Below are 22,918 nucleotides of genomic sequence, written 5' to 3' on the forward strand. Positions count from 1 at the left end.
GGAGCTCCCGATGTCGCAGCCCACCCACACCCGTATCCGCATGTTCAACACCAAGGAAACCTACCCCAACCAGGCCCTGGACAACGACCTGTGCCAGGCCGTGCGCGCCGGCAACACGGTGTATGTGCGCGGCCAGATCGGCACCGATTTCGATGGCAACCTGGTCGGCCTCGGCGACCCCCGGGCCCAGGCCGAACAGGCGATGAAAAACGTCAAGCAACTGCTGGAAGAGGCGGGTTCGGACCTGTCCCATATCGTCAAGACCACCACCTACATCATCGACCCGCGCTACCGCGAGCCGGTGTATCAGGAGATCGGCAAGTGGCTCAAGGGCGTGTTCCCGATCTCTACCGGGTTGGTGATCTCGGGCCTGGGCCAGCCGCAATGGCTGATGGAAATCGATGTGATTGCAGTGATTCCCGATGACTGGCAACCCGGCGCCGCAACCCCGTAGCCCCAGCCTCGTGCCTCGGCAGCGGCTACGGGGTTTGCGGTGGTGCAAAAACGCCATGGCCTCGGGGAGGGCATGGCGTTTTTTTTGGGCTGGCTGGGGAGTTAGAAATCCCAGCGGGTGTTGAGCATCACGTTGCGCGGGTCGCCGTAGTAGGCGGTGTTGTAGAAGCCGATGTTGGTGTAGTAGCGCTTGTCGAAGGCGTTATTGAGGTTAAGGGTGGTGGACAGGTGTTCGGTGATTTGGTACTTCGCCATCAGGTCCACCAGCCAGTACGGGTCCTGGGAGAATTTTTCCTTGGCGCTGTTTTTCGAGTAGTTGGTCAGCACGCGCCAGGATTCGCCCTGCCAGCGGGTGCCGCCGCCGAGGGTCAGCTTGTCGAGGCTGCCGCCGAGATTGTAGGAGGTGTACAGGCTCAGTTGGTCCTCGGGCTCGGAGGTGCCGACCTTGGCCCCGCTTTCATCACGGCTGACCTTGTGGGTGTAGCCGCCTTGCAGCTGCCAGCCGGGGGCCAGTTCGCCGGAAATCTCCGCTTCGTAGCCCTTGGTCTTGGAGGTGATGCCCATCTCGGCGTAGCCCAGCGCCGGGTTGGTCAGGGTTGGCGTTATAGGCCTCGTCCGGGACGGCGCGGTTCTTTTCGTGCACTTCAAAGTAGGCCAGGCTCGAATTCAGGCGGCCGTCGAAGAATTCGCCCTTGATCCCGACTTCATAGTTCTTGCCCTCGTTGGGCCGCAGCATCTTGTTGTCGCGGTCGCGGTTGTAGGTCTGGGGCATGAAGATTTCGGTGTAGCTGGCGTAGGCGGTGAAGTTGTCGTTGAGGTCGTAGGTGGCGCCGACGTAGGGCACCAGCCGCCCGGTTTCCGTGGAGTGTTCGTCGCCGGTCAGTTTGTAGTTGGCGACGCGGGTGCCGAGGAACAGGTTCAGGTCATCGCTGAGGTTGAAGCGGGCGCTGATGTAGCCCGCGCTCTGGCGGGTGGTCATGTCGTTGTACTGGGTCGGTTCGCCCCAGTCCGGCTCGACCCCATCGCCGTTGAAGCTCCAGAAGTCGAAGCTGTTGCCGTTGGCGTAGACGGGGGCGCCGTAGTCCTTGCCGGTCCAGTGGGAGTTGGACGCCGAGGCGCCCACCACCAGTTCATGTTCGCGACCCAGCAGGCTGAAGGGGCCGTTGACATACAGGTCGGCCGCTGTCGGCGCGGGTCTTGCCGGTGAATTTGTTGGACCACAGCGACGACAGCCCGGTGGCTGGGAACGGCCCGCTCTGCACCGAACCCAGCGGCGCGTTGTAGCCGTTTTCCAGATGGGTCAGTTGCGCCTTGGCCACCCAGCCATTGGCGAAGCTGTGTTCCAGGGTCGAAAACACGCTCTGGGTGTACTGTTCCCAGCGGCTCCACTTGGCGCCGTTGTTGTAGGAGCGCTTGACGTCGATGCGCTCGCCATTGCGGTCGAACAGCGGACGGCTGCCGGACCAGCCCGAGCCCTGGGGGTCGTTTTCCTGGGCGTCGAAGCCCACCGTCAGCAGGGTGTCCTCGCCGAGGTCGGCTTCCAGGCTGGCGAAGTAGACGCTGGTCTTGCGCTGGTAGTGGTCCATGAACGAGTGCTTGTCCTGGTACGCCGCCACGGCCCGGCCGCGCAGGTTGCCGCTGTCGGTCAGGGGGCCGCTGACATCGATCTGCGAGCGGTAGTTGTCCCAGCTGCCGGCGCCCAGTTCGATACTGGCCTTGAAGTCGCGGGTCGGCTTTTTGCGGATCAGGTTGATCGTCGCCCCCGGCGCTCCGGCGCCGTTCAGCAGGCCGGTGGCGCCCTTGAGCACTTCCACCCGGTCGTAGATCGCCATGTCGCTCAGGGTCTGCCCCGACGAATAGGCCGAGTTGCGCAGGGTCGGGATGCCGTCGTATTGGAAGTTCTCGATCGAGAAACCGCGCGCGAAGTAGTTGGTGCGTTCGCTGTCATAGGTCGACACGGTGATGCCCGGGGTGTGGCGCATCACATCGTCGATGGAACTGAGGGCGAAATCATCCATGTGCTGGCGGGTGATCACGGTGATCGACTGCGGCGTCTCCCGTGGGGTGAGCACCATGCGCGTGGAGGTGGCGAGGGTGCCCGGGGTGTAGGAACCGCTGCCTTCGGTGATGGTGCCCAACAGGTTGGCGTTGATCTGGGTCGCGCCCAGGGCCAGCGCGCCTTGCACCGGGGCGCTGGCGAGCTGGTAGCCATCGGCGCTGGCCCGGGCGCTGAAGCCGCTGCCGCCGAGCACCTGGGCAAACCCGTCCGCCACGCTGTAGCTGCCGCGCACGCCGGGGCTGGTCAAGCCGGCCACCTGCTCGGACTGGAAGGCGATCGGCGTACCGGCGGCCTGGGCAAAACGGCTCAGCACATCAGCCAGAGGGCCGGGGGCAATGTCGAAGGCCTGGACCTGCTCCTGGGCATAGGACAGGGCCGGCAACGCCAGCGGCAGGCAGCCAAGCAACAGGTGGCCGGCCAGCAGCAGGCCGCCACGGGTGGACGGGGTTGAAGACATGTTATCGGTGCTCCTTTGGATGTTGGCCAAGGGAAGGACGGAGCAAAACCGCAAACACGCAACGCCCGGGCAAATTATTTTTCCGCGGGGGTGAGCGTCACCCGGGTCAACCATGGGGTGTAGTGGCTGACTTCAATCGGCAAGGTGCGCTGCAGCAGGCGCAGCGCCTTGTCGCTGTCGTCGGTCGGCAACATCACCGTCACGCGCAGGCCTTGCAAGGCCTGGCGATCGAACAGCAGCAGGCCCGGCCGATGCCGCGCCAGGCGTTCAAGCACGTCCGCCAGGGGCTGGTCGTTGGCCAGCAATTGATGGTGGGTCCAGGCTTGCTCGAGGGCGTCGGCATCGACCTGTTCCACCGTGCCCGGGCCCCGGGCATCGAAACGCAGGCGCTGGCCGGGACCGAGCACCTGTTGGTGCCCGGCGCTGTCGATGCGGGTGGAGGACTCGAGCATGGTGACCTGGGTCGCATCGCCGCTGCGCTGGACGATAAACCGCGTGCCCAGGGCGCGGATGCTGCCTTGGGGAGTGTCGACATAAAACGGCCGCTGGGCGTCCTTGGCCACGTTCACCAGGATTTCGCCGCGCAGCAACTGCACCCGACGCTGGCGGGGGTCAAAGTGCAAGTCCACCGCCGAGCCGCCTTCGAGTTGCAGCTCGCTGCCATCGTCCAGGCGTTGCTGGCGCCACTGGCCGCTGCCGGTGCTCAGGTCGGCCAGCAAGTAACCCTGCTGCCCGTACTGGTAGGCCGGCACCGCAGCCAGGCTCAGCAGCACAGCCAGGGCCAGGCATTTGGCCGCCGTGGCCACGGCTCGTGGTTGTCGGGCCCGGCGCAATGCGGCACGGGCCGGGGCCTGTTGCAGGGGCAGCAGGTGGCCTTGCAGGCGCGTTATGCTGTGGCGGTGTTGCGGGTCGGCGGCCAGCCAGGCCTGGAACGCCTGTTCGGTGGCGGCATCGGCCTGGTGGTCGAGGCGCACCAGCCATTCGGCGGCCTGCCGCAATACCTCGGGTGGTATCGATGATTTCATGCCTGGGCGCACCGATCGCAGGCCAGCAGGGCCTCCACCAGATCGTGCTGCACGGTGCGCACCGAGACCCCCAGGCGCTGGGCGATCTGGGTCTGGTCCAGGCCTTCGAGGTGCCGCAGGACAAAACTCTCGCGCACCCGAGGCTTCATCTGGGCCAGGGCCCGGTCGATGGCTTCCAGCACTTGCACCGCTTGCAGGATCTGCTCCGGAGAAGGCGCGTGGTCCATGCAGGCGGCGCAGAGTTTGAGCTCTTCCAGGTAGGCCTGCTCCAGGCGCTGGCGCCGACCCTTGTCCATCAACAGGCGACGCGCCACGGTTGCGAGGTAGGCCTGGGGTTCGCACGGGGCCACATAGGGGCCGGTGGCGAGCAGGCGGATAAAGGTGTCCTGCGCCACGTCCGCCGCGTAGTGAGAACACTGCACTCGGCGGCGCAACCAACTCAGCAACCAGCCGTGGTAGCCGCGATACAGGGCTTCGAGCGTTGCGGCCTCGGCGGGTGGAGTGGGCTTCATGAGAAAAAGTCGTAAGTGGGAATGAATCCTATTCTAGTGTGTGGCGGCTCGGCCCTGCAATGGGCGCAAGCTCGCAGGTTATTTGTCGGCGTTGAGAGGCGAGGGCGGGGCGGCCCTCAGCGCAGGCTCCACGACACGCCGAAATACACCCCCAACCCCTCGCCCGGCGTCGAGCGCGCCGCGTCCAGGCCTTTGTCGTCGTAGCCCGGCGTCACGGTGGCGGCGTAGTGCTGGTTGGTCAGGTTGCGCATGTCGACCCAGGCCTGCCAGTCGTCCTTGGGCGCGTTGTAGCCCAGGGTGGCGCCGAACAGTGCGTAAGGGTCGGCGTAGTAGCTGTTGGCGTAATCCACCGCAGCCTTGGACACCAGTTGCGTATTGAGCGCCGCGAAGAAACCCAGGGGCCAGTCGTAGCGCAGCTCGCCCTGGTAGTAGTGCATCGGCAGGCCCGGCAGGCGGTTGTCGCCAAAGCGCTGATCGTCGCGGTAGTGGAAGTCGCTGAAGGTGTAGGCCTGGCGCAGGCTCAAGCGGCCGACGCCGTCCCGCGACCACAAGGTGCTCTGCAGACTGGCTTCCAGCCCCTGGTGCACCGTGGGGCTGGCGTTGAGTTCATAGGGCGTGGTGGCGTTGGCATCGGGCAGCACCGACAGCAGTTCATGACGCACCTGGGCGTAGTACCAGGCCAGGCTCCATTGGCCCAGGGCGCTGTCGCCACGCCCGCCAAGTTCCAGGGTGGTGGCGGTCTGATTGCGCAACTCGATCGGCTCGCGCTGGGCCCCGGTGGCAACCCCGCTGCCGGGCCCGAACACCCGGTTGGAGCTGTAGATCAGCGACCAGGGGTGCGGCCCTTCCACCGAACGGCTGAGGTTGCCGAACACTTGCACGTCCTTGTTCAACTGGTAGCGCAGGCCCAGGCGCGGCGCGTAGTCCCAATCGTGCAGGCTGGTCTTGCCGCCGCCGTCGGGGTAGGTCACCGCGCTTTCTCGGCGGGTGTAGATGGCCGCCAGGCCGGTGGTCAGCCACAGGTCGTCGGCGATCTCCAGGTCGTTGCCCAGGTGCAGCACGCTGTCCGAGCCCTGGTAGGTGAAATTGCGGATCCGCGTGCCCGGCGCATAGCCGGCGGTGTTGCCGGTGGGGATGCGCACAAACTCGCTGGCGCCGGCGTTGGGCAGGTGCTTGGTCACGCGCAGGCCCAGGGTGCTGTGGCTTTCCAGGCCCCACAGGGTGTCGCGGCGCTTGTAGTCGAAGGTGCCGCTGACGTCGGTATAGGCCACCCGCAGACGGTTGGGGCCTTCGCGCAGGTCCATGGGGTAGTCGTGGTAGACCAGCCCGGTCTGCAGGCTCGAATCGTCATCGATGTAGTAGGTGGTCTTGTTGCCGATAAAGGTGCTGCCCGGCTGGTCGCGGTTGTAGTCGCGGGCGACGTAGGTGGGGTTGGCCGCCCGTGGATCATGGTCGATGGAGCGTTTGGTCACGCGCCCGGCCAGTTCGTTTTCGGTCTCGCGGTGGCGCAGGTAGAAGCGCGTCTCCAGGTTCGGGTTGAAGCGATAGCCGAAGTTGGCCACCACCCCCTGGCTGCTGCTGGAAGTGTGGTCCTGGTAGCCGTCGGAGCGCGCGTCGGTCAGGGACAGGTAGTAATCGAAGTCGCCCAGCACCTGACCCGAACTGACCTGGCGCTGGCGATAACCGTGGCTGCCCATGCCGTAGCGCACCTGCAACAGCGGCGCGTCATAGCCGGTGTGGCTGACGTAATCGATGGCCCCGCCCAGGGCCAGGGCGCCCCGGTCGAAGCCGTTGGCGCCGCGCAGCACTTCCACGTGATCGAGCCACAGCGGCTCCAGCAACTCATAGGGCGTGCCGCCGGGGCCGGTCAGGGGCAGGCCGTCGAGCATCGTGTACAGCCCCGACGCATGGGCGCCCGGGGCGCGGTTGATGCCCGAGCCGCGGATCGAAATCTTCACCCCTTCATTGCCCGCCGACTGCGCGTACACCCCCGGCTGATACGCCAGCACGTCCTGGTTGCTGGCCACCCGGCCCTGCAGCGGGCGCCGCATATCGACCACATTGGTCGCCCCCGGCACCTGGGCCAGCCGAGTCTCGGCGTCTTCCAGCGTCTGTTCCTCGTTGCCCTGTTCCTGGGCCTGGATCAGCACCTGGCCCAGCTCCATGCCCTGGGCCTCGGCCAGGGCCGGGCAGGCAAGGGCCAGGCCCAACAGCGCAGTGGGCAGGGATTTGGGCGAGGGCATCGAGAAACTCCAGGCAGGGGTAAACGGACAATGAAAGGTGCGACGTAGGAAAGGACGAAGGAAACACATGGCAATTTGGGTTTTTTGCCGGGTTAGCGGCACCCGGCGCCACGGGCCTTATGGGCAACCACGCGAAGCGACAGGCGTAGGGGCTCGGTTCAACGAGCGGCCCAGGCCAGTGCGTCAGGCAGAACGCGGTATATCGGGCGTTGGCTGTCCGGCTTCGAGGCGCTGGAGTCGAACATTCGCCACCAGGTAGTCGAGAAAAACCCGCACCCGTAGCGGCATCTGCGGGCCCTGTCCGAGAAACACGGCGTGCAGGGGATCGACGTCGCCCGGGTTGAAACCTTGCAGGACCGGCACCAGCCTTCCCGCAGCAATGTCGTCGACCACCTGGAACTCATCGAGGCGCGCCAGGCCCATGCCGGCCAGTGTCAGTTGGCGCAGGGCCTCACCGTCGCTGGCCGTCAGATTGCCCACGGGCGAGACGATCCATTGCGCGCCGTCCACCACAAAAGGCCAGCCTTTGAGGGTACGGGTGTAGCCGAAGTCCAGGCGGTTATGCCGGCTCAGGTCGTCGGGTACGCGCGGCAGGCCATGGCGCTCCAGGTAGGCGGGCGCGGCGACGACGATCATCCGTGATTCACCGAGCTTTCTGGCCACCAGGCGCGAGCTTTCCAGTGCACCGTGGCGTATCGCGACGTCGGTTCGCTCTTCCAGCAGATTCACCACCTGGTCGGTCAGTACGATGTCGAGTTCGATGCCCGGGTAGCGCGAGAGAAACCCTGGAACCAACGCGAACAAGACCTGTTGGGCAAAGGGCACACTGGCGCTGACCCTGAGTCGACCCCGGGGTTCGCCCTGGCCGGAGGTACTGCGTTCTGCGTCCTCCACCTCGGCAAGAATCCTCACGCATTGCTCGTAGAACGAGTGGCCTTCCGGCGTCGGCGTCAGGCGGCGCGTGGTGCGGTTCAACAGGCGTGCCTGGAGGCGGGTTTCCAGGCGTGAAATCAATTTGCTGACCGCCGAGGGGGTCATGCGGAAGTCCCGCGCGGCCAAGGAAAAATTGCCGAGCTCTAGCACTCGGACGAACATTTCCATCTCTGCCAAACGGTTGATATCCCAGCGTGCCATTGTGAATTTATGTCATGGAAGTCAGTCGTGACGGCAGTCTATATCACAGATAACGCGAGGGGCATCCTGTGTCTCAAGCCGTGCATCTCGCATGGAAGGAGCAAGCAAATGATCGAATTTGGTAATGGGGAGGCACTATGAGCCTCACTCCGGCAAACCGCAAAACCGCGCTGGTGGTCGGCGCCAACGGCATCATCGGGCATGCCGTGGCCCAGGAGCTCAAGCGTGAAGGCTGGCGGGTCAGGGCGCTGGATCGGCGCCCCGTAGCCGGCACCGAGACCTTGCAGGCGGACCTGGTCGACGCGCAGGCGGTGGCCCTTGCGTTGCAGGCAGCCCGAGACACGACCCATGTGTTTTACGCCGCTTTCAGCCCGGACCCGGACCTGGCGCTGGAGGCCCAGCGCAATGCGCGGATGCTGGGCAATGTGCTGGACGGGCTGGAGCAGGTTGATTCCGCCCTTGAGCGGGTGGTCATCTATCAGGGCTTCAAGATCTACGGTTCGCACCTGGGCGCCAAGGTGCCCACGCCGGCCCTGGAGAGTGACGCCGGGCATATGCCGCCGAACCTGTACAGGGCCCAGGAAGCCCAGCTCAGAGCGCGCGCCGAACGCAGTCGCTGGGATTATGTGGCGCTGCGGCCTGATCTGGTGGTCGGTGATATCCACGGCAACCCGATGAATATTGCGCTGCTCATCGGCGTCTTTGCCGAATTGTCCCGTGCCCTTGATATCCCGCTGCGATTCCCCGGAACCGACAAGGCCTATGGCCAACTGCTGCAATTCACCGATGCCGGGTTACTGGCACGGGCCAGCGTCTGGGCAGCCCTCAGCGAGTCGGCGGGCGGCGAGGCGTTCAACGTGGCCAACGGCGATATTTTCCGCTGGGAGCGCATGTGGCCGGAGATCGCCCGGCACCTGGCAATGAACACCGCTTCGCCGGTGCCGCTGACACTGACCCGGCACATGCCGGACAAGGCCGGGTTATGGCGGGAGATCGCCAAGCGCTACAACCTGATTCAAGGCGACCTGGAGAAACTGGTGGGCTGGGCCTTCGGGGATTTTATCTTCCACACCGAGAACGACATCATTTCCGATACCAACAAAATCTACCGCTACGGCTTCACTGAAAGGGTCGACTCAACCGCGTCGCTGCTCAATGCGCTGGACAGCCTCAAGCGCCAGCGCGTGCTGCCCTAGTCGGCGGCCCGGCCTGGGCATTGCCGTTGGCCTGGGTGTCGCCAACGGCGAGCGGGGCTAGGCGTCACCGTTCAAGGCCTTGGCCAACCGAGGATCCGCCTTCCACAGCGCATCGGTGACGGCGAAGGCTTCGGCTCCCCGACCGGAACTCATCGCCTCGTGCCGAGACAGCATCCGGCCCAGAATCGGCTTGCCGGCCCATGAGGTGTCGTCTGCATCGAGGACCCGGCAACCAGGTTCGCGGTGGGTGATTCTCCACTCCAGCGCCACGCATTCCTTGGCCGTTGTGTCCGAGCCCGCGCCCCAGCCCCGAAGGCTGACGGCCATCGACAGGCCCCGCTCGGGATGGGCGGCCGTATAGGTGCCCAGGTACACGGCATAAGCGCCGTCAGCATTGAATACAAAACCGCGAAACATCCTGGTTTCGTGCCCACAGGTTCCGCAATGTCCTGCGACCGTCTCTTCGCCGGGTTCTATTTGCAACGCATTGTCCATACCCATGTTTCCTTGGCGGGGGTGGCGGCTGAGGTCCATCAGCGCATTCGATCCGGTGCGCATCTTACCTGAGCACCGGCTGTTGCAGCGCAAGCCGGGCAGGGTGTCGTCCATTGGGCCGGTCATGGAGTCGGAGCGCAGGTGCTGTAAGCTTGCGCTCGCTGTGACCGGGCCGCAAAAACCAGCCCGCCTTTTATTCAGCTGTGCTGGCCGCTCGCCCCTGATCTTTATCGAGCAGGGCAGCCGAGGTGATGAATGAACACATATAGAGTTCGCGAACTGAGAATTACTGACGCCCAAGCCTTGCTGGCATTCGAAACCGACAACCGCCAGTGGTTCGAGTCCCATATCGATGCCCGCGCCCCGGCTTTTTACTCCTTGCAGGGCGTCACCGAACATATTCAAGGTTACTTGTCCGACTTTGCCGATGGCCGCTGGCACCCGTTCGTGGTCGAAGAGACCGGCGGGAAAATAGTCGGTCGCGCCAACTTGAAAAGCATCGACCCGGTGCAGCGTACTGCGCAGATCGGCTATCGCATCGCGCAAGACGCATGCGGGCAGGGGCTGGCCACCCTGGCCGTGCGGCACCTGATCCAGGAGGCGCGCAGGCGCTGGCAGCTTTCGCAACTGGTGGCGTATGTCTACGAGGCCAATCTTGGTTCGAAGAAAGTCCTGGCGCGCTGCGGGTTCCTGCTTGAACAACCCGCTGCCGGCGCGCCGGCGGGGGGCGAGAGCCGTTTTGTGCTGGCGATCTAGATAGGCCTGCTGACGAGGTTGAGTCGATGGTTTTTCAGCAGTTGGCCCCCTCGATTCGCGCCGTTATCCACGTTCGGCTGTACGCCAGGACAGCAGCGCCCAGGGCGGTCGGAAAATGAATGAAGCCATGGGCCGCAGCGGGCACCACGTGCACCTCGACCGCTGCCGACTGCGCCCAGCGCTCGGCGATTTGCAGGGTGTCGTCTAGCAGCGGATCCAGCTCGGCGGCCAACAGCAGGGCCGGCGGCAAGTCGGTAAAGTCGCCATACAGCGGTGACAACGGCGGCTGCCGACGCTGCTCGTCGCTCAACCCCGGCGTCAGCATGCGCAGCGCCTGCACCATGCCGGGGCCGTCCAGCACCAGGGTTTGCGCGGGTGCGGCGTGCACGCTGGGGGTTCCGCCGAGGTCGTAGACGCCGTAGTACAGCAGCGCGCCGCGCACCCGTTGCAGCAGGTCGGGCCACTGCTTCAGGGCCAGCAGGGTGGCCGCAGCCAGATGGCCTCCGGCCGATTCACCCACGACAATCACCGGCAGGCCGGCAAACTCCTCGCATTCGTCGCTCAGCAGCCAGCGCGCGGCACTCAGGCAGTCCTGCATCAGGCCTTCAACCGGGGTCGATACGGCGAGCCGGTAATCCACTGAAACCACCGCGACCTGGCACTCATTGACCATGGCCAGGTTGAGGGGGTCGTTCATCTGCGCATTGCCGATCACCCAGCCGCCGCCATGGAAATCCAGGACCACGCCCCGTGCTTTTCCGGCGGGCCTGATGATGCGCACCGGCACCGCAAGACCGTCGACAGCGATGACCCGTGTTTCAGCCTTGAGCCCGTGCTGCCGTAACTTGCCCGCGCCGCCGATCTGGCCGGCACGCAGCAGGGCCTGGATCACCCGGGGCGTGAGCCGATTGCGGATTCGAAAGCGTGGCAACCAGGCGAGCTTCTTGTTGAAGTCGCGCATTTGCCGCAACTGCTCCTCGCTGGCGGGCCACAGCCGGTTTGCCGCGGGTTGGCGAGGGCTCATCAACGGTTATGGCGCAGAATGGAAAAATTCAACGCCGCCGCCACACACAACCACGCCAGGTACGGAAACAGGATCAGCCCGGTGATCAGGTCCAGCTGCAAGGCCAGGACCACCATGGCCGCCACCACCAGCCACAACAGGGTGATGATCAGCATGCCGGCCAGTATCCGGTGGGCGCCGAAGAACACCGGCGTCCACAACGTATTCAGCGCAATCTGCGCGGCCCATAACGCCAGCACCGCCTGGCTGCCGGGGATCAGGCTCAAGCGGTAGCCGGCCCAGGCAAGCAGCAGGTAGATCAGCGTCCAGGCCACCGGGAACAACCAATTAGGTGGGGTGAAGCCGGGCTTGACCAGGGCGTCGTACCAGGGGCCCGGCTTGAACAGAAGGCCGGTGCTTGCCGCGGCAGCACAGGCCAGTAGAAAAATAAAGAAAGTCATCATCCGTCCTTAGCTGAAGTCAGCTGTCTGGGGGCGCACACGATGTGTCGGCAGCGTTAAACAAAGGACGCCCGGCGCGGCAAAAAGTTTGAATTGAACGCTGACAATTTTCCGCTCGCTCGACGCAGCCGACCTGGCGCCGGGTGCATTCGAGCCACCGGAGGTTGAGCGTAATTGCGGATTAGCCACTGCGAGGACCTGGCTGATGCGGCGGCTCAGTACTGATAACGCAAGGTCAGCGCAACATTGCGCGGGTCGCCATAGAACAATCCGCCAAAGTTGTTCGAGGTCGGCAGCGACTGGTAGTAGGTCTTGTCCAGGGCGTTGTTGAGGTTGTACTGCAGGCTGAACTGGCGGTTGATCTGGTAGTGGGCGTGCAGGTTGAGCAGGGCGTAGCCGCTCTGTTCGATGTCGTAGCTGCTGGCGGTGGTGGAGGTGCGACTTTGCATGTAGAGGTCGCCACCGGCGCGCCACTGGTCGAGGATGCCGGGCAGTTGGTAGTCGGTGGAGACTTTGAGCAGGCGGCGCGGAATGCGCGTGTAGTAGTCGCTGCCCTTGTTCAGTCCGGCCACGTATTGCGGGTCGCTGTAGGTGTAGCCGGCGCTCAGGTTCCAGCCTTCCAGGGGCTGCCCCGAGACCTCTATTTCGAAGCCGCGGTTACGCACTTCGCCGCCTTCCTGGTAGCAGGCGCTGCTGCCGGTGACACCGCACACCCGTGGCCCGGAGGTGGCTTCGGGCATGTTCGAGAGTTCGGTCTGGAACAGCGCCAGAGCGGTGTTCAAGCGGCCACCGAAGTATTCGCTCTTGATGCCGATTTCGTAGTTGTCACCCTCCACCGGTTGCAGCAGCTTGTTGCCCACGCCGTAGTAGCTCTGGGTCCGATAGATCTCGGTGTAGCTGGCGTACAGCGTGTGGTTGTCGCTGAGGTCGTAGACCAGTCCGGCGTAGGGAATCGCGCGGCCGTTTTCCTTGTACTGGTCGTTGGAACTGGGGCTGCTCACCTGGTAATCGGACCAGCTCAGGCGCGTGCCGAGGATCAGGCTCAGGTCGTCGCTCAGGCTGAGCCGCGTCGCGCCATACAGGCCTCTTTCCTTGCGGACGTAGTGGTAGTCGGACTGAGCGTTTTTATTGATCGCCGGGGTGGGAATGGCGCTGTAGTCGAAGGTATTGATGTTGATGCTCGGGGTGTTGGTGGCGGTATGGATGCCGACATCGAAGTCGTCTTTGCGGCTGTTGGCGCCGAACATCAATTGATGGTCACGGCCCAGCAGCTTGAAGGGCCCGGTGGCATACAGGTCGAGGCCCAGTTGCCGGTCGCGATAGTCGGCCTGGGACACCACCAGGCGGTAGTTGTCGCCCGAGGTGCGCGCCGGGTACGAGGACAGGAAACCGGCGTCGGACCAGATGGAGTTGAGGGCCAGGGTCAGCTTCCAGTCGTTGTCGAACTGGTGGGTCAGGTCGCTGAACAGGTTGTAGTTGTTGCGATCCAGGTAGGCCCAGTCGCCCGCCAGGGAGGTGGAGCGCGACAGCGGATAGAACGAGCCGTCGACGCGGGTGTTGAGGCCGCCCCAGTCGTAGCCGTTGCTGTTGTCTTGCTGAATCGTGGCGCCCACCGCCAACACCGTCGACTCGTCCAGGTCCGCCTCGCCGATCAGGTACAGCAACTGGTTGTCCTTGCTGGCGCCATCGCGGTAACTGCCGCTGGTGTTGTAGTAGGCCACCGCCCGCCCGCGCACGTTGCCGCTGTCGTTCAGGGGGCCGGAAACGTCGACCTGGCTGCGGTAATTGTCCCAGGAACCGGCGCCCAGCTCCGCGCCCAGGCGAAAGTCTGCGGTCGGGCGCTTGCGCACCAGGTTGATCGCTGCCGACGGGTTGCCGGTGCCCTGCATCAGGCCGTTGGCGCCGCGCACCACCTCGACCCGGTCATAGAGCGCCATGTTGGAGGTGGACATGACGTCCATCGAGTAGTTTTCCGAAATGTTGCTCGGGATGCCGTCGAACTGCAGGTCGTTGACCTCGAACCCGCGGGCGTAATAGGTGGAGCGGTCGGTACCGATCTTGGTGTAGGTAATGCCGGTGGTGGTCCGCGCCACTTCATCAAGGGACTGGATGTTCTGGTCGTCCATCCGCTGGCGGGTGATCACCGTCACCGATTGCGGGGTTTCGCGCAGGCTCATGGGCAGGCGGGTGGCGGTATTGGTCGAGCCGGTGGTGTAGGAGCGGGTGCCCTGGGTGCTGCTGCCCAGGCCGTTGGCAGAGATGTTCGTGGCCCCCAGTTGCAGGGCCGCGCCTTGCACCACCGGCAGCAGCACGTAGCCGCCAGCGGGCTGGGGTTCGGCACGCAGGTCGCTGCCGGCGAGCAACTGCTGTAGCGCCGCGTCGGGGGTGAAACGACCCTGCAGCCCGGGGCTGCGCTTGCCCGCCAGCAGTTGCTGGTCAAAGGCGATATTTAAGCCGGTGGCCCGGCTCAGTTGGCTCAGGGCCTGATCGAGCGTGCCGCCTTGCACGTCGATCTGGCGCACCGCGGCGGGCTGCTCGGCCGCCTGGCCCGGGTGGATGACGGCAAGGCCCAGGCTCAGGCACAGAAGCGCTTGGTGCACGGCCGATGCCAGGGACTTGGAGGCAGGGCGCAGGGGAACGGCTGGGTGTTGTGGGATCACAGGAGAGGGTCTCGATGGCAGTTGATAAGCATTCAAGGAGGTATGCCGTGTCAAAAGCCAAATCCCCTCAGGGCCACGCGGTTTTTTTTCAAGGCCCGGTGGCGGCAGCAGGGCCAGCGCTCAACTGGGCAGCAGGCGCACCCAGTAACGGGTCAATTGCTGGATGTGCAGGTGGTGCGATTGGGCGATGAATTTCAAGGTCGCCTCGGGGGTGCTGGTGCTGAAGTTGCCGCTCACCGGCAGTTGAGCAATCTGCGGATCACAGCCCAGGTAGCCCACGCGGTAGCGGCCAAGTTCCTCCAGCAGGCTAGCCAGGGGCATGTCTCTGGCGATCAACATGCCGTCGCGCCAGGCGCTGTATTGCGCAGGCGCGGGGGGCAGGCGCAGCGCGCCGAACGGGTCGACCTGCCAGCGTTCCCCGGCCTGGACGGTGATCGGTTCGCCACGGGCCGGCTGCTGGATACTGACCGCGCCTTCGGCGACGGACAGCAGCGTCGAATCATCCTTGCGCCGCACCTCGAACCGCGTGCCCAGGGCTTGCAGCACACAGTGCGGCGTTTGCACCCGTAACGGTCGCCTGGCAGCGGCCGCCAGGTCCTGGCCGCTGGCGAGGGCGATTTCGCCACGCAGCAGAATGATCAACCGCTGCTGAGGGTCGAAGCGCAGCTGGACCGCGCTGTCGGTGTTGAGGTCGAGCCGCGTGCCATCGGCCAGGGTCCATTGGCGATGTTCGCCAATCATCGTGCTGTGGTCGGCCATCAGCCGTTGCCAGGGCGCCAGCTCGCGGGTGGCCCAGCCGCTGGCGCCGACCCCCAGCAGCAGGGTCAACAACTTGAGCAGTTGCCGGCGCTGCAAACGTGCTTCCGGCAGCTTGTTCAACGTGTGCAGCACCGCTGCCTTGGGCAGGCCGGCGAACTGGCCATTCAGGCTTTGCATCCGGGCCCAGGCCAGGGCGTGCTCGGGGCCGGTTGCCAGCCATCGCTCAAAGGCCTGCCGGGTGGCGGCATCGGGCTGGTTGTAGGCGAGCTTGATCGACCAGTCGATGGCTTCATCGATTACCGGCCCGGGCAGCTCGGGTAGCGCTGGGGCGGTCATGGGGTGCTCTCGAAGGTCGCGGCGTAGCAATGGCGCAAGGCCTTGGCGATATAGCGCTCGACCGTGGCCACCGAGACACTCATGCGCTGGGCGATGGCTGGGCATTTCAAACCCTCCAGCTGCGCCAGCAGAAACGCCTGGCGGACCTCGGGTCGCAATTGATCCAGCAGCCGGTCGATGGCCACCAGGCACTCCATGGCCAGGGCGCTGGTTTCCGGTGACAGTGCGTACTCTTCGGGCAATTGGGCCAGGGTCTCGAGCCAGGCGCGCTCGATATCCCGATGGCGCCAGAGGTCGATCACCAATCCCCTGGCCACGGTCTGCAGGTAGGCCCGGGGCTGATCCAGGGGCGCTGCCAAGCGGCGCTGGAGCACACGCACGAACGTATCCTGGGCCAGGTCGGCGGCGTCCGCCGCATTGCTCAAGCGGCTGTACAACCAGCGCCGCAGCCAGGAGTTATGAGCCCGGTACAGGGATTCAACGCAAGGGGGGTGATTGTCGGCAGGCATGCCCAGTCCAAAGGATGCAAAGTAAATGATAATTGGTCGCATTATCACTCGTTTTGCGCGGGCTTGGGAAGATTGTGTCGTGGGCGTCTGTTCCCAGGCGGCAGGCGCAGGCTTGGCTCGGGGCGGTGCTGGCGCGGTGACGGCGGCTTGCGCGCCGGGGTGGTCGGGAGTGGCGCCTGCTTTGCGCCACTCCCTGGCTGGTCAGCCTTTGCTGCCCGTCAGGGCCGGGGTACGGGGCGGGATTACCCGCTTGTTGGCGGTGGATTCAAAGGCCGAGCCCAGCCGCAGCAGGGCCGAGTCGTCGTAGGCGCGGCCGGCGAAGGTCAGGCCCACGGGCATGCCGATGTCGGCCATCAGGCCCATGGGCACGGTGACCGTGGGCACGCCCAGGTGGCGGATGGCGAGGTTGCCGTTGGCCACCCAGACCCCGTTGCTCCAGGCGATGTCCGCCGCCGCCGGGTCGACATCGGCATTGGCCGGGGCTACGTCGGCCACGGTTGGGAACAGCACTGCATCCAGGCCCAGGCGATCCATCCACTCTTCGAGGTCGATGCGCCGGGTCTGCTCCAGGCCGCGCAGGCCGTCGGGCACGCTGTCGATCTGGTCCCAGGGGGTAATGCCGCGCTCGGCCATTTTCACGTATTCGTCCATGCCGGCGGCAAGGTCGCCTTCGCGGTTGGGCAGGGTGCCGGGGTCGTGGGGGAAGATCTTCGGCCCGTCGACGTCCACCAGGCGCTGGAGCTTGGGGTCGCCGTTGGCTTGCAGGAAGTCATCGAACGCCCAGGCCGTCAGGTCCCACAATTCGTGGTGCAGGAACTCCTTGGACACCAGGCCGCGGTTGTACACGGTCGGCGCACCCGGGCGGTCGCCCTCGCAGTTGGAAACCAGCGGGAAGTCCACTTCCAGCACTTCGGCGCCGGCCGCTTCCAGGGCCTGGCGCGCCTGTTGCCAGAGCTCGATCACCGCGGGCCGGGTGTGGATGCGCTGGCCGGTCGGGCCACCGATGCCCGGCGCTTCGCTGGTGCCGGCCTCGGGGTCGGCGTTGATGTACATGCGCGGCACGCCCAGGCGCTTGCCCTTGAGGGCCGTGGCGTCGGCCGCCAGTTGCGGGTAGGACGCCGGGCGCACCGAAGCCACGCTGGGGATCGGCACCCAGGGCTGCAGGCGCCACAGGTCGCCGCGGGTGTCCGGGTCTTCGGCCACCACCACGTCCAGCACTTCCAGCAGGTCGGCCATGGTCCGGGCGAAGGGCACCACCACGTCCATGGTCGGGGTCAGCGGCCAGTTGCCGCGCACCGAGATCACCCCGCGCGACGGGGTATAGGCACACAGGCCGTTGTTCGAGGCCGGGCCGCGCCCGCTGGACCAGGTTTCCTCGGCCAGGCCGAAGGCGGCGAAGCTGGCCGCCGTGGCCGTACCGGCGCCGTTCGACGAGCCGGAGGCGAAGGGCGCCGTGAGGTAGTCGGCGTTGTACGGGCTCTCGGCCCGGCCATAGACCCCACGCTGCATGCCGCCGTTGGCCATGGGCGGCATATTGGTCTTGCCCAGGCAGATGGCCCCGGCGCCGCGCAGGCGTTCGATGGTGAAGGCGTCGCGGTAGGCCACCAGTTCGGCAAAGGCCGGGCTGCCGGAGGCGGCGGTCAGGCCCTTGACCAGGTAGCTGTCCTTGGCGGTGTAGGGAATGCCATCCAGCGGCCCCAGGGCCTGGCCCCGGGCGCGACGGGCGTCGCTGGCCTCGGCTTCCTTCAAGGCGTCGGGGTTGCGCACCACCACGGCATTGAGGGCGGTCGGCGTGGCGGGGCCGTCATAGGCGTCGATCCGCGCCAGGTACGCCTGGACCAGCGCCACGGACGTGACCTGGCCGGATTCGAGGGCGGCGCGCAGTTGGGCGATGGAGACCTCGGTGACGTCGAACGGGGTCTTGGGCTCAGGCACATCACGTTTCAAAATGGATTCTCCTCTCGATTCTTGTGGCACGGCGTGGCGTGGCAGGGGGCTGGACTCACCCTTGAGGGGGGCTATTTTGCACCAAGTCGGCGTTGAAGAAATCGCTATAAGCGTCGTTCTTGGTCATCGGGCCGCGACACGTCCCTCGGCAGCCAGCAGGCCAGCAGCCCGAGCAAGGGCAAGCCACTGGCGGCGCAGAAGGTGGCGACCACCCCCCATCGATCCGCCAGCAGCCCCAGGCCTGCGGCGCCGATGCCGCTGATGCCGAAGGTCAGGCCGAAAAAGGCGCCCGCCACCAGGCCGCTGCGTCCGGGCAGCAGGTCCTGGGCCATCAGCAGGATCGCGGCGAATGCCGAGGCGATGATCAAGCCGATCAGCACCGACAAACCCAGGGCCAGGGGCAGGCTGGCGTAGGGCAGCAGCAGGGCGAAGGGGCAGGCGCCGAGGATCGACAGCATGATCACCCGGCGCCGCCCGAGGCGATCCACCAGCGGGCCGCCCACCAGGGAGCCGAGGGTGATCGCCAGCAGGAACACAAACAGGTAGAGCTGGGCCTGCGCGATGCTGACCGCGAAACGCTCGATCAGAAAGAAGGTATAGAAGTTGGCGATGCAGGCCAGGTACAGGTATTTCGACAGCACCAGCAGGCTCAGCAACACCAGGGCCCTGGTCTTGGCCGTGGGCGCCAGGGCACCCAGGGCCGAGGGCGCGTTGCTGGTGCCCTGGGCGCGAGCAGCATTGGCCCGTTGCAGCCGACGCAATACCCAGGCCCCGCCCAGGGCCAGTGCGCACAGCCACCCGGCCAACTGCGCCAGCGACAGGACCAGCACGCTTGCCAGCAGCAAGGGCGCGGCGGCCGAGCCGATATTGCCCCCCAATTGAAATACCGACTGCGCCAGCCCCGGGCGACCAGGGCTGGCGCTGCGTGCGGCGCGCGAGCCTTCAGGGTGAAAGATCGACGAACCGAGGCCGATGGTGGCGGCCACCAGCACAAAGTCCGGCAGGCTGTCGGCACGGGCCAGCAACACCATCGCAGCAGCCATGCACAGCATGGCCCAGGGCAGAAGCCAGGGCCGAGGCGTGCGGTCGGTGCACCAGCCCACCAGGGGTTGGCACAGTGAGCCCACCAGGTGAAACACCAGGGTGATCAGGCCGATCTGGCTGTAGCTCAGGGCGTAACGGCTTTGCAGCAGCGGGTAAAGCGCCGGCAGCACCGCCTGGAACAGGTCGTTGAGGCCATGCACCAGGGCGATGGCCCACAGCGCGGGTGCCACCCCGGCCAGGGCGGCGGGGCGCGCAGAGGTGAAGGGCAGGGTCATGGCGGGTCGTCAGGCAAGGGGGATCGCCCAGTGAATCCGATCCTCCCGGGCGGCGGCCAGTGCGTTTTTGTCATCATTTTTTTGCGGATTGCACATCAGCGCTGCGCCCGGCGATCTTCCTGGCTTATGCGATTACTGAATATAAAACTCTGTTTTTAGTATTTATCGATCAACCGAACGCTGTGGTTAAACCTCTCCCCATAAGCCAGCACAGACAGCGCTGCTGGATACCGACGGAGTGGCCACCTTTCATGTCATCGCTTGTTCCCATCCCCCTCAAGCCCCTGTTGTCCCTGGTGCTCGCCCTTGGCCTGAGCCTGGGCCAGCTGACTTCGGTGCTGGCCGAGACGCCAGCGGCCCAGCTCAATATTGCGGTGTCCGACATCGGCGCCGGCGGCAAGCCGGCCGGTGGCGGCCTGGTGGACGTGATCCATTCCCGCGGCTTGCTGGAGCAGGCCCTGGCCGCCGAGGGCGTGACAGTCAAATGGCACTTCTTCAAGGGCGCGGCGCCGCTGATCAATGAGTCGTTCGCCAATGGCCAGATGGACATGGCGTACCTCGGCGACCTGGGCAGTATCGTCGGCCGGGCCGGTGGCCTGGACACCCGGGTGGTGGCGGTGGCCGCGCGCGGCGTGGCCCATTACCTGGCCGTGCCCCCCGGCTCGTCGATCCATGGCCTGGCCGATCTCAAGGGCAAGCGCGTCGGGCTGTTTCGCGGCACGGCGGCGCAGTTGTCATTTATCGGTGCCCTGCGCACCGCCGGGCTGACCGAGCAGGACGTCAGCGTGATCAACCTCGACTTCGTCGCGGCCAGTGCTGCACTGGCCGCGAAGCAGATCGACGCCACCTGGGGCGGGGCCAATGTCCTGGCCTTGCGCGACCGGGGCCTGGCGCAGATCCCGGTGTCGACCCGCAGCCTGGGCGGTGCCGGTGAACTGGCCGGGCTGGTGCTGGTGTCGGGCACGCTGGTCGAGCAGCACCCGGACTGGGTCAAGCGCATTGTCCAGGTGCAGCGCGAAGCGGCGGCCTGGGCCAGTGCCGAGCAAAACCGCGAGGCCTACGTGCAGTTGCTGGCCGAGCAGGCGGCGTATCCGGCCAGCCTGTTGCGGGCCGACCTCGACGGCGCGCCGCCGCTCTCGACCCTGCTCTCGCCGGAGCTGGACCCCGGGTTTGTCGCGCAACTCGGGCAAGCCATCGCCACCGCCCGGCAAGCGCGGCTGATTCGTCGCGATATCGACCTGGAGCGCTGGCTGGCGCCGCAGTTCCTGCACCAGACCGCTCCCTGAACCCTGCCGACTGGCCCCGCGCCGGCCGTTTCGGGCTGCCGGTCCGCTCTCACTTTGATGTTGGAAACCCTTATGAAACTTCATCTGCAACCGCCCTGCATTCCCTGGCTGACCGGGGTTGCCCTGGTGCTCGGCGCGTCCTCGGTGCTGGCTGAAAACGCCACCCAACTGGCCAGGGTCCAGGTCGATGGCACGCGCCAGGTCGACGCCCAGCAGGCCCCCGATTCGGCCCGCGAATTGAGCGGCAAGACCCTGGAGCAGCAGGGCATCTACCGCCTCGAAGACCTGCAGCAACTGGCGTCCGGCCTGGACGTGGCCACGGTCGACCCCTACGACACCCGCCTGACCCTGCGTGGTGTCGGCGATGGCGGCGGCAGCGAGATCAATATCGGCATGCCCAGCAGCGTCGGCCTGTTTCTCGACAACGTGTACCTGAGCCGTCCGGGCATGCTGTCCAACGACCTGCTGGATATCGAGCGGGTGGATGTGCGTAGTGGGCCCCAGGGCACCTTGTACGGTTTCAATACCACCGGTGGCGCCATCGACATCCACAGTCGTAAACCGACCTTCACGCCCGAAGGTTCCCTGCGCCAGTCGGTGGGCCAGCGCGGTTACACCCAGACCCAGGCGATGTTTTCCGGGCCCCTGAGCCCAACCCTGGCCGGGCGCCTGAACCTGTCCCATACCGAGAAGGGCGGCTATATCAAGAACATCTACACCGGGCACCAGTTGGGCGGCAGCAACCAGGACGGCCTGCGCGGGCAACTGCTGTGGCAGCCCGAGGACGACTTCAGCCTGCGCATCATCGCCGACTACAACAAGGCGACCAGCTACCCGGTGGCGGTGCTGGACAAGGCCAACACCATCAACGGCAGCGTGCCTTACCTCAACCGCACGGCGCTGGTGGGGGCCCATGTGGTGGGCGGCGGCTACAAGGTCAATACCGATGCCGAGAATGAGGCCTATGTGCGCCAGGGTGGTTTATCCGCCGAGGCCAACTGGACCCTGGGCAATGGCTACAACCTGCGTTCGGTGTCGTCGTTCCGCTACTTCGGCTTCCAGCCCAATGCCACCGACACCCTGGACATCCCGCTGTTTGCCGGCAGCGGCGGCGATGTGCGCGACCGCGTCTGGTCCCAGGACATTCGCCTGGATTCGCCCAGGGGCGAGCATTTCGATTACGCCCTGGGGGCTACCTACTGGGGTGAAAACCTCGACACCTTCGCCCACGACTACTACGCGCCGGGCAGTCGCACCACCACCTATTACGGCAACAATTCCAACACCGGCAAGGCGGTCAAGCGCTGGGGCGAGATCGACGACACGGTGTTCTCGCTCTATGCCCAGGGCACCTGGCATGTGAACGATGAGTTCGACATCACCGCTGGCGTGCGCAACAGCTACGAGAAAAAAAGCGGTTCGTTCCGACGGGTCAACAAGAACGACTTCGACTCCGGCGAACTCAACCAGTACAGCCAGCTGCCGGCGGCCATGCTCAATTTCAGCTACTACTTCCTGCCCAACCTGCAGGGCTACCTGGCGCTGGCCTACGGCGAGAAGTCGGGGGGCTTGAACGTGTCGTCGGGGGCGGCCGGCAAGGCCGGTTACGACAGCCTGCTGATCGACCCGGAAAGCACCCGGGGCGGCGAGCTGGGCTTCAAGAGCCATTGGCTGGACCACCGGGTCAGCCTCGACGCGGCGCTGTTCTGGTCCGAGGTGCGCAAGTTCCAGACCACCGCTTTTGATCTGGAAAGCCAGAGCAGCTACCTGATCAATGCCGGCACCATGCGTTCCCGGGGCCTGGAAACCAACCTCACCCTCAAGCCGGTGGAGGGCCTGAGCATCAATTTCAACGGCACCCTGCTGGACAACCAGTACCTGGACTTCAAGGACGCCAAGTGCCCGCCCGAAGTGACCCTGGCGCCGCGTCCGCCCAACTCCTGCGACATGAGTGGCGAGCGGGTGTTTCGCTCGCCCAAGGTCACCTACAACCTGTCCAGCCGTTATGAATGGCAGACCTTCGGCGCGCTCCAGGCGTTTGTCGCCGGGCGCTACTCCTACCGCACCTGGGCCTATGGCACGGTGGACAATTCGGCCTTCACCCGCATCCCCGGCTACGGCTTGCTGAGCCTGTCCACGGGCCTGGGCGGCAAGTATGGCGACGGCAGCTGGAACGCCTCGCTGTGGGCCAACAACGTCACCGACAAGCGCTATTACCGCTCCCTCAACAGCGGCGACTACGGCTCGGCCTTCGGCGTGGTGGGCGAACCGCGAACCCTGGGCATGACCCTTGGCTATGACTTCTAGG

At 65.5% G+C, this 22,918-nt stretch carries 17 protein-coding genes and 1 pseudogene; 5 read left to right on the forward strand and 13 right to left on the reverse strand.

Features of this window, described 5'->3' with window-relative positions; translation table 11 throughout:
- Positions 1 to 10 precede the first annotated feature (10 nt).
- Positions 11 to 454 carry a RidA family protein gene (locus CF161_RS21145; protein ID WP_020298647.1) on the forward strand — a complete coding sequence of 148 codons (444 nt, stop codon included), beginning with the start codon at positions 11 to 13 and terminating at the stop codon, positions 452 to 454.
- Positions 455 to 555: 101 nt separating this feature from the next.
- Here CF161_RS21145 and CF161_RS21150 read toward each other — a convergent pair.
- From CF161_RS21150 to CF161_RS21170, 5 genes and pseudogenes are all read right to left on the reverse strand, one after another.
- Positions 556 to 2,969, reverse strand: a pseudogene (locus CF161_RS21150) (TonB-dependent siderophore receptor).
- A 74-nt stretch (positions 2,970 to 3,043) separates the two neighbouring features.
- Positions 3,044 to 3,994: a FecR family protein gene (locus CF161_RS21155; protein ID WP_043230012.1), complete on the reverse strand. Its 951-nt coding sequence runs from the start codon at positions 3,992 to 3,994 to the stop codon at positions 3,044 to 3,046.
- Positions 3,991 to 4,506 carry a sigma-70 family RNA polymerase sigma factor gene (locus CF161_RS21160; RefSeq protein ID WP_020298649.1) on the reverse strand — a complete coding sequence of 172 codons (516 nt, stop codon included), beginning with the start codon at positions 4,504 to 4,506 and terminating at the stop codon, positions 3,991 to 3,993. Before CF161_RS21160 ends, CF161_RS21155 begins: the two co-directional genes overlap by 4 nt.
- 116 nt (positions 4,507 to 4,622) lie before the next feature.
- Entirely contained in the window at positions 4,623 to 6,749 is a 2,127-nt protein-coding gene (locus tag CF161_RS21165) for a TonB-dependent receptor domain-containing protein (protein WP_020298650.1), read from the reverse strand.
- A 183-nt stretch (positions 6,750 to 6,932) separates the two neighbouring features.
- Positions 6,933 to 7,883 (reverse strand): LysR family transcriptional regulator, encoded by a 951-nt coding sequence (locus CF161_RS21170; RefSeq protein WP_020298651.1) that lies wholly within the window; start codon positions 7,881 to 7,883, stop codon positions 6,933 to 6,935.
- A gap of 137 nt (positions 7,884 to 8,020) precedes the next feature.
- Between CF161_RS21170 and CF161_RS21175 the strand changes: the two genes are divergently transcribed.
- Positions 8,021 to 9,079, forward strand: a complete 1,059-nt coding sequence (locus tag CF161_RS21175; RefSeq protein WP_020298652.1) for an SDR family oxidoreductase — start codon at positions 8,021 to 8,023, stop codon at positions 9,077 to 9,079.
- Positions 9,080 to 9,136: 57 nt separating this feature from the next.
- On the opposite strand, the gene CF161_RS21180 is transcribed toward CF161_RS21175, so the two are convergent.
- Positions 9,137 to 9,688, reverse strand: a complete 552-nt coding sequence (locus CF161_RS21180) for a hypothetical protein (RefSeq protein WP_218187571.1) — start codon at positions 9,686 to 9,688, stop codon at positions 9,137 to 9,139.
- A gap of 141 nt (positions 9,689 to 9,829) precedes the next feature.
- On the opposite strand from CF161_RS21180, the gene CF161_RS21185 reads away from it, so the two are divergent.
- On the forward strand, positions 9,830 to 10,330 hold the full coding sequence (locus CF161_RS21185; RefSeq protein ID WP_043230014.1) for a GNAT family N-acetyltransferase: 501 nt from the start codon (positions 9,830 to 9,832) through the stop codon (positions 10,328 to 10,330).
- Positions 10,331 to 10,364: 34 nt separating this feature from the next.
- On the opposite strand, the gene CF161_RS21190 is transcribed toward CF161_RS21185, so the two are convergent.
- The 7 genes from CF161_RS21190 to CF161_RS21220 all read right to left on the reverse strand — a co-directional run bounded on the left by CF161_RS21190 (position 10,365) and on the right by CF161_RS21220 (position 19,324).
- Complete coding sequence (locus CF161_RS21190; protein WP_020298655.1) at positions 10,365 to 11,291, reverse strand: alpha/beta hydrolase fold domain-containing protein; 927 nt, start codon at positions 11,289 to 11,291, stop codon at positions 10,365 to 10,367.
- Between the two features lie 62 nt (positions 11,292 to 11,353).
- Positions 11,354 to 11,794 (reverse strand): TspO/MBR family protein, encoded by a 441-nt coding sequence (locus CF161_RS21195; protein WP_020298656.1) that lies wholly within the window; start codon positions 11,792 to 11,794, stop codon positions 11,354 to 11,356.
- A gap of 215 nt (positions 11,795 to 12,009) precedes the next feature.
- Positions 12,010 to 14,394 carry a TonB-dependent siderophore receptor gene (locus tag CF161_RS21200; RefSeq protein WP_020298657.1) on the reverse strand — a complete coding sequence of 795 codons (2,385 nt, stop codon included), beginning with the start codon at positions 14,392 to 14,394 and terminating at the stop codon, positions 12,010 to 12,012.
- A gap of 180 nt (positions 14,395 to 14,574) precedes the next feature.
- Entirely contained in the window at positions 14,575 to 15,549 is a 975-nt protein-coding gene (locus CF161_RS21205) for a FecR domain-containing protein (protein WP_020298658.1), read from the reverse strand.
- Positions 15,546 to 16,058 carry a sigma-70 family RNA polymerase sigma factor gene (locus CF161_RS21210; protein WP_052027222.1) on the reverse strand — a complete coding sequence of 171 codons (513 nt, stop codon included), beginning with the start codon at positions 16,056 to 16,058 and terminating at the stop codon, positions 15,546 to 15,548. Before CF161_RS21210 ends, CF161_RS21205 begins: the two co-directional genes overlap by 4 nt.
- 201 nt (positions 16,059 to 16,259) lie before the next feature.
- Positions 16,260 to 17,993 (reverse strand): amidase, encoded by a 1,734-nt coding sequence (locus CF161_RS21215; protein ID WP_043230025.1) that lies wholly within the window; start codon positions 17,991 to 17,993, stop codon positions 16,260 to 16,262.
- Positions 17,994 to 18,109: 116 nt separating this feature from the next.
- Positions 18,110 to 19,324, reverse strand: a complete 1,215-nt coding sequence (locus CF161_RS21220; RefSeq protein ID WP_020298661.1) for an MFS transporter — start codon at positions 19,322 to 19,324, stop codon at positions 18,110 to 18,112.
- A 251-nt stretch (positions 19,325 to 19,575) separates the two neighbouring features.
- On the opposite strand from CF161_RS21220, the gene CF161_RS21225 reads away from it, so the two are divergent.
- Together CF161_RS21225 and CF161_RS21230 are read left to right on the forward strand one after the other, a co-directional pair.
- On the forward strand, positions 19,576 to 20,610 hold the full coding sequence (locus CF161_RS21225) for an ABC transporter substrate-binding protein (RefSeq protein ID WP_020298662.1): 1,035 nt from the start codon (positions 19,576 to 19,578) through the stop codon (positions 20,608 to 20,610).
- 72 nt (positions 20,611 to 20,682) lie between these two features.
- Entirely contained in the window at positions 20,683 to 22,917 is a 2,235-nt protein-coding gene (locus tag CF161_RS21230) for a TonB-dependent receptor (RefSeq protein WP_020298663.1), read from the forward strand.
- Position 22,918 lies beyond the last annotated feature (1 nt).

The sequence above is a fragment of the Pseudomonas sp. CF161 genome (genome assembly GCF_000416215.1).
Taxonomy (GTDB): domain Bacteria; phylum Pseudomonadota; class Gammaproteobacteria; order Pseudomonadales; family Pseudomonadaceae; genus Aquipseudomonas.

What these genes read in the sequence shown, in the direction of transcription:
- CF161_RS21145 (WP_020298647.1), top strand. Translation starts at nt 11, where the DNA reads ATGTCGCAGCCCACCCACACCCGTATCCGCATGTTCAACACCAAGGAA.
- CF161_RS21155 (WP_043230012.1), bottom strand. Translation starts at nt 3,994, where the DNA reads ATGAAATCATCGATACCACCCGAGGTATTGCGGCAGGCCGCCGAATGG.
- CF161_RS21160 (WP_020298649.1), bottom strand. Translation starts at nt 4,506, where the DNA reads ATGAAGCCCACTCCACCCGCCGAGGCCGCAACGCTCGAAGCCCTGTAT.
- CF161_RS21165 (WP_020298650.1), bottom strand. Translation starts at nt 6,749, where the DNA reads ATGCCCTCGCCCAAATCCCTGCCCACTGCGCTGTTGGGCCTGGCCCTT.
- CF161_RS21170 (WP_020298651.1), bottom strand. Translation starts at nt 7,883, where the DNA reads ATGGCACGCTGGGATATCAACCGTTTGGCAGAGATGGAAATGTTCGTC.
- CF161_RS21175 (WP_020298652.1), top strand. Translation starts at nt 8,021, where the DNA reads ATGAGCCTCACTCCGGCAAACCGCAAAACCGCGCTGGTGGTCGGCGCC.
- CF161_RS21180 (WP_218187571.1), bottom strand. Translation starts at nt 9,688, where the DNA reads ATGGACGACACCCTGCCCGGCTTGCGCTGCAACAGCCGGTGCTCAGGT.
- CF161_RS21185 (WP_043230014.1), top strand. Translation starts at nt 9,830, where the DNA reads ATGAACACATATAGAGTTCGCGAACTGAGAATTACTGACGCCCAAGCC.
- CF161_RS21190 (WP_020298655.1), bottom strand. Translation starts at nt 11,291, where the DNA reads ATGCGCGACTTCAACAAGAAGCTCGCCTGGTTGCCACGCTTTCGAATC.
- CF161_RS21195 (WP_020298656.1), bottom strand. Translation starts at nt 11,794, where the DNA reads ATGACTTTCTTTATTTTTCTACTGGCCTGTGCTGCCGCGGCAAGCACC.
- CF161_RS21205 (WP_020298658.1), bottom strand. Translation starts at nt 15,549, where the DNA reads ATGACCGCCCCAGCGCTACCCGAGCTGCCCGGGCCGGTAATCGATGAA.
- CF161_RS21210 (WP_052027222.1), bottom strand. Translation starts at nt 16,058, where the DNA reads ATGCCTGCCGACAATCACCCCCCTTGCGTTGAATCCCTGTACCGGGCT.
- CF161_RS21220 (WP_020298661.1), bottom strand. Translation starts at nt 19,324, where the DNA reads ATGACCCTGCCCTTCACCTCTGCGCGCCCCGCCGCCCTGGCCGGGGTG.
- CF161_RS21225 (WP_020298662.1), top strand. Translation starts at nt 19,576, where the DNA reads ATGTCATCGCTTGTTCCCATCCCCCTCAAGCCCCTGTTGTCCCTGGTG.
- CF161_RS21230 (WP_020298663.1), top strand. Translation starts at nt 20,683, where the DNA reads ATGAAACTTCATCTGCAACCGCCCTGCATTCCCTGGCTGACCGGGGTT.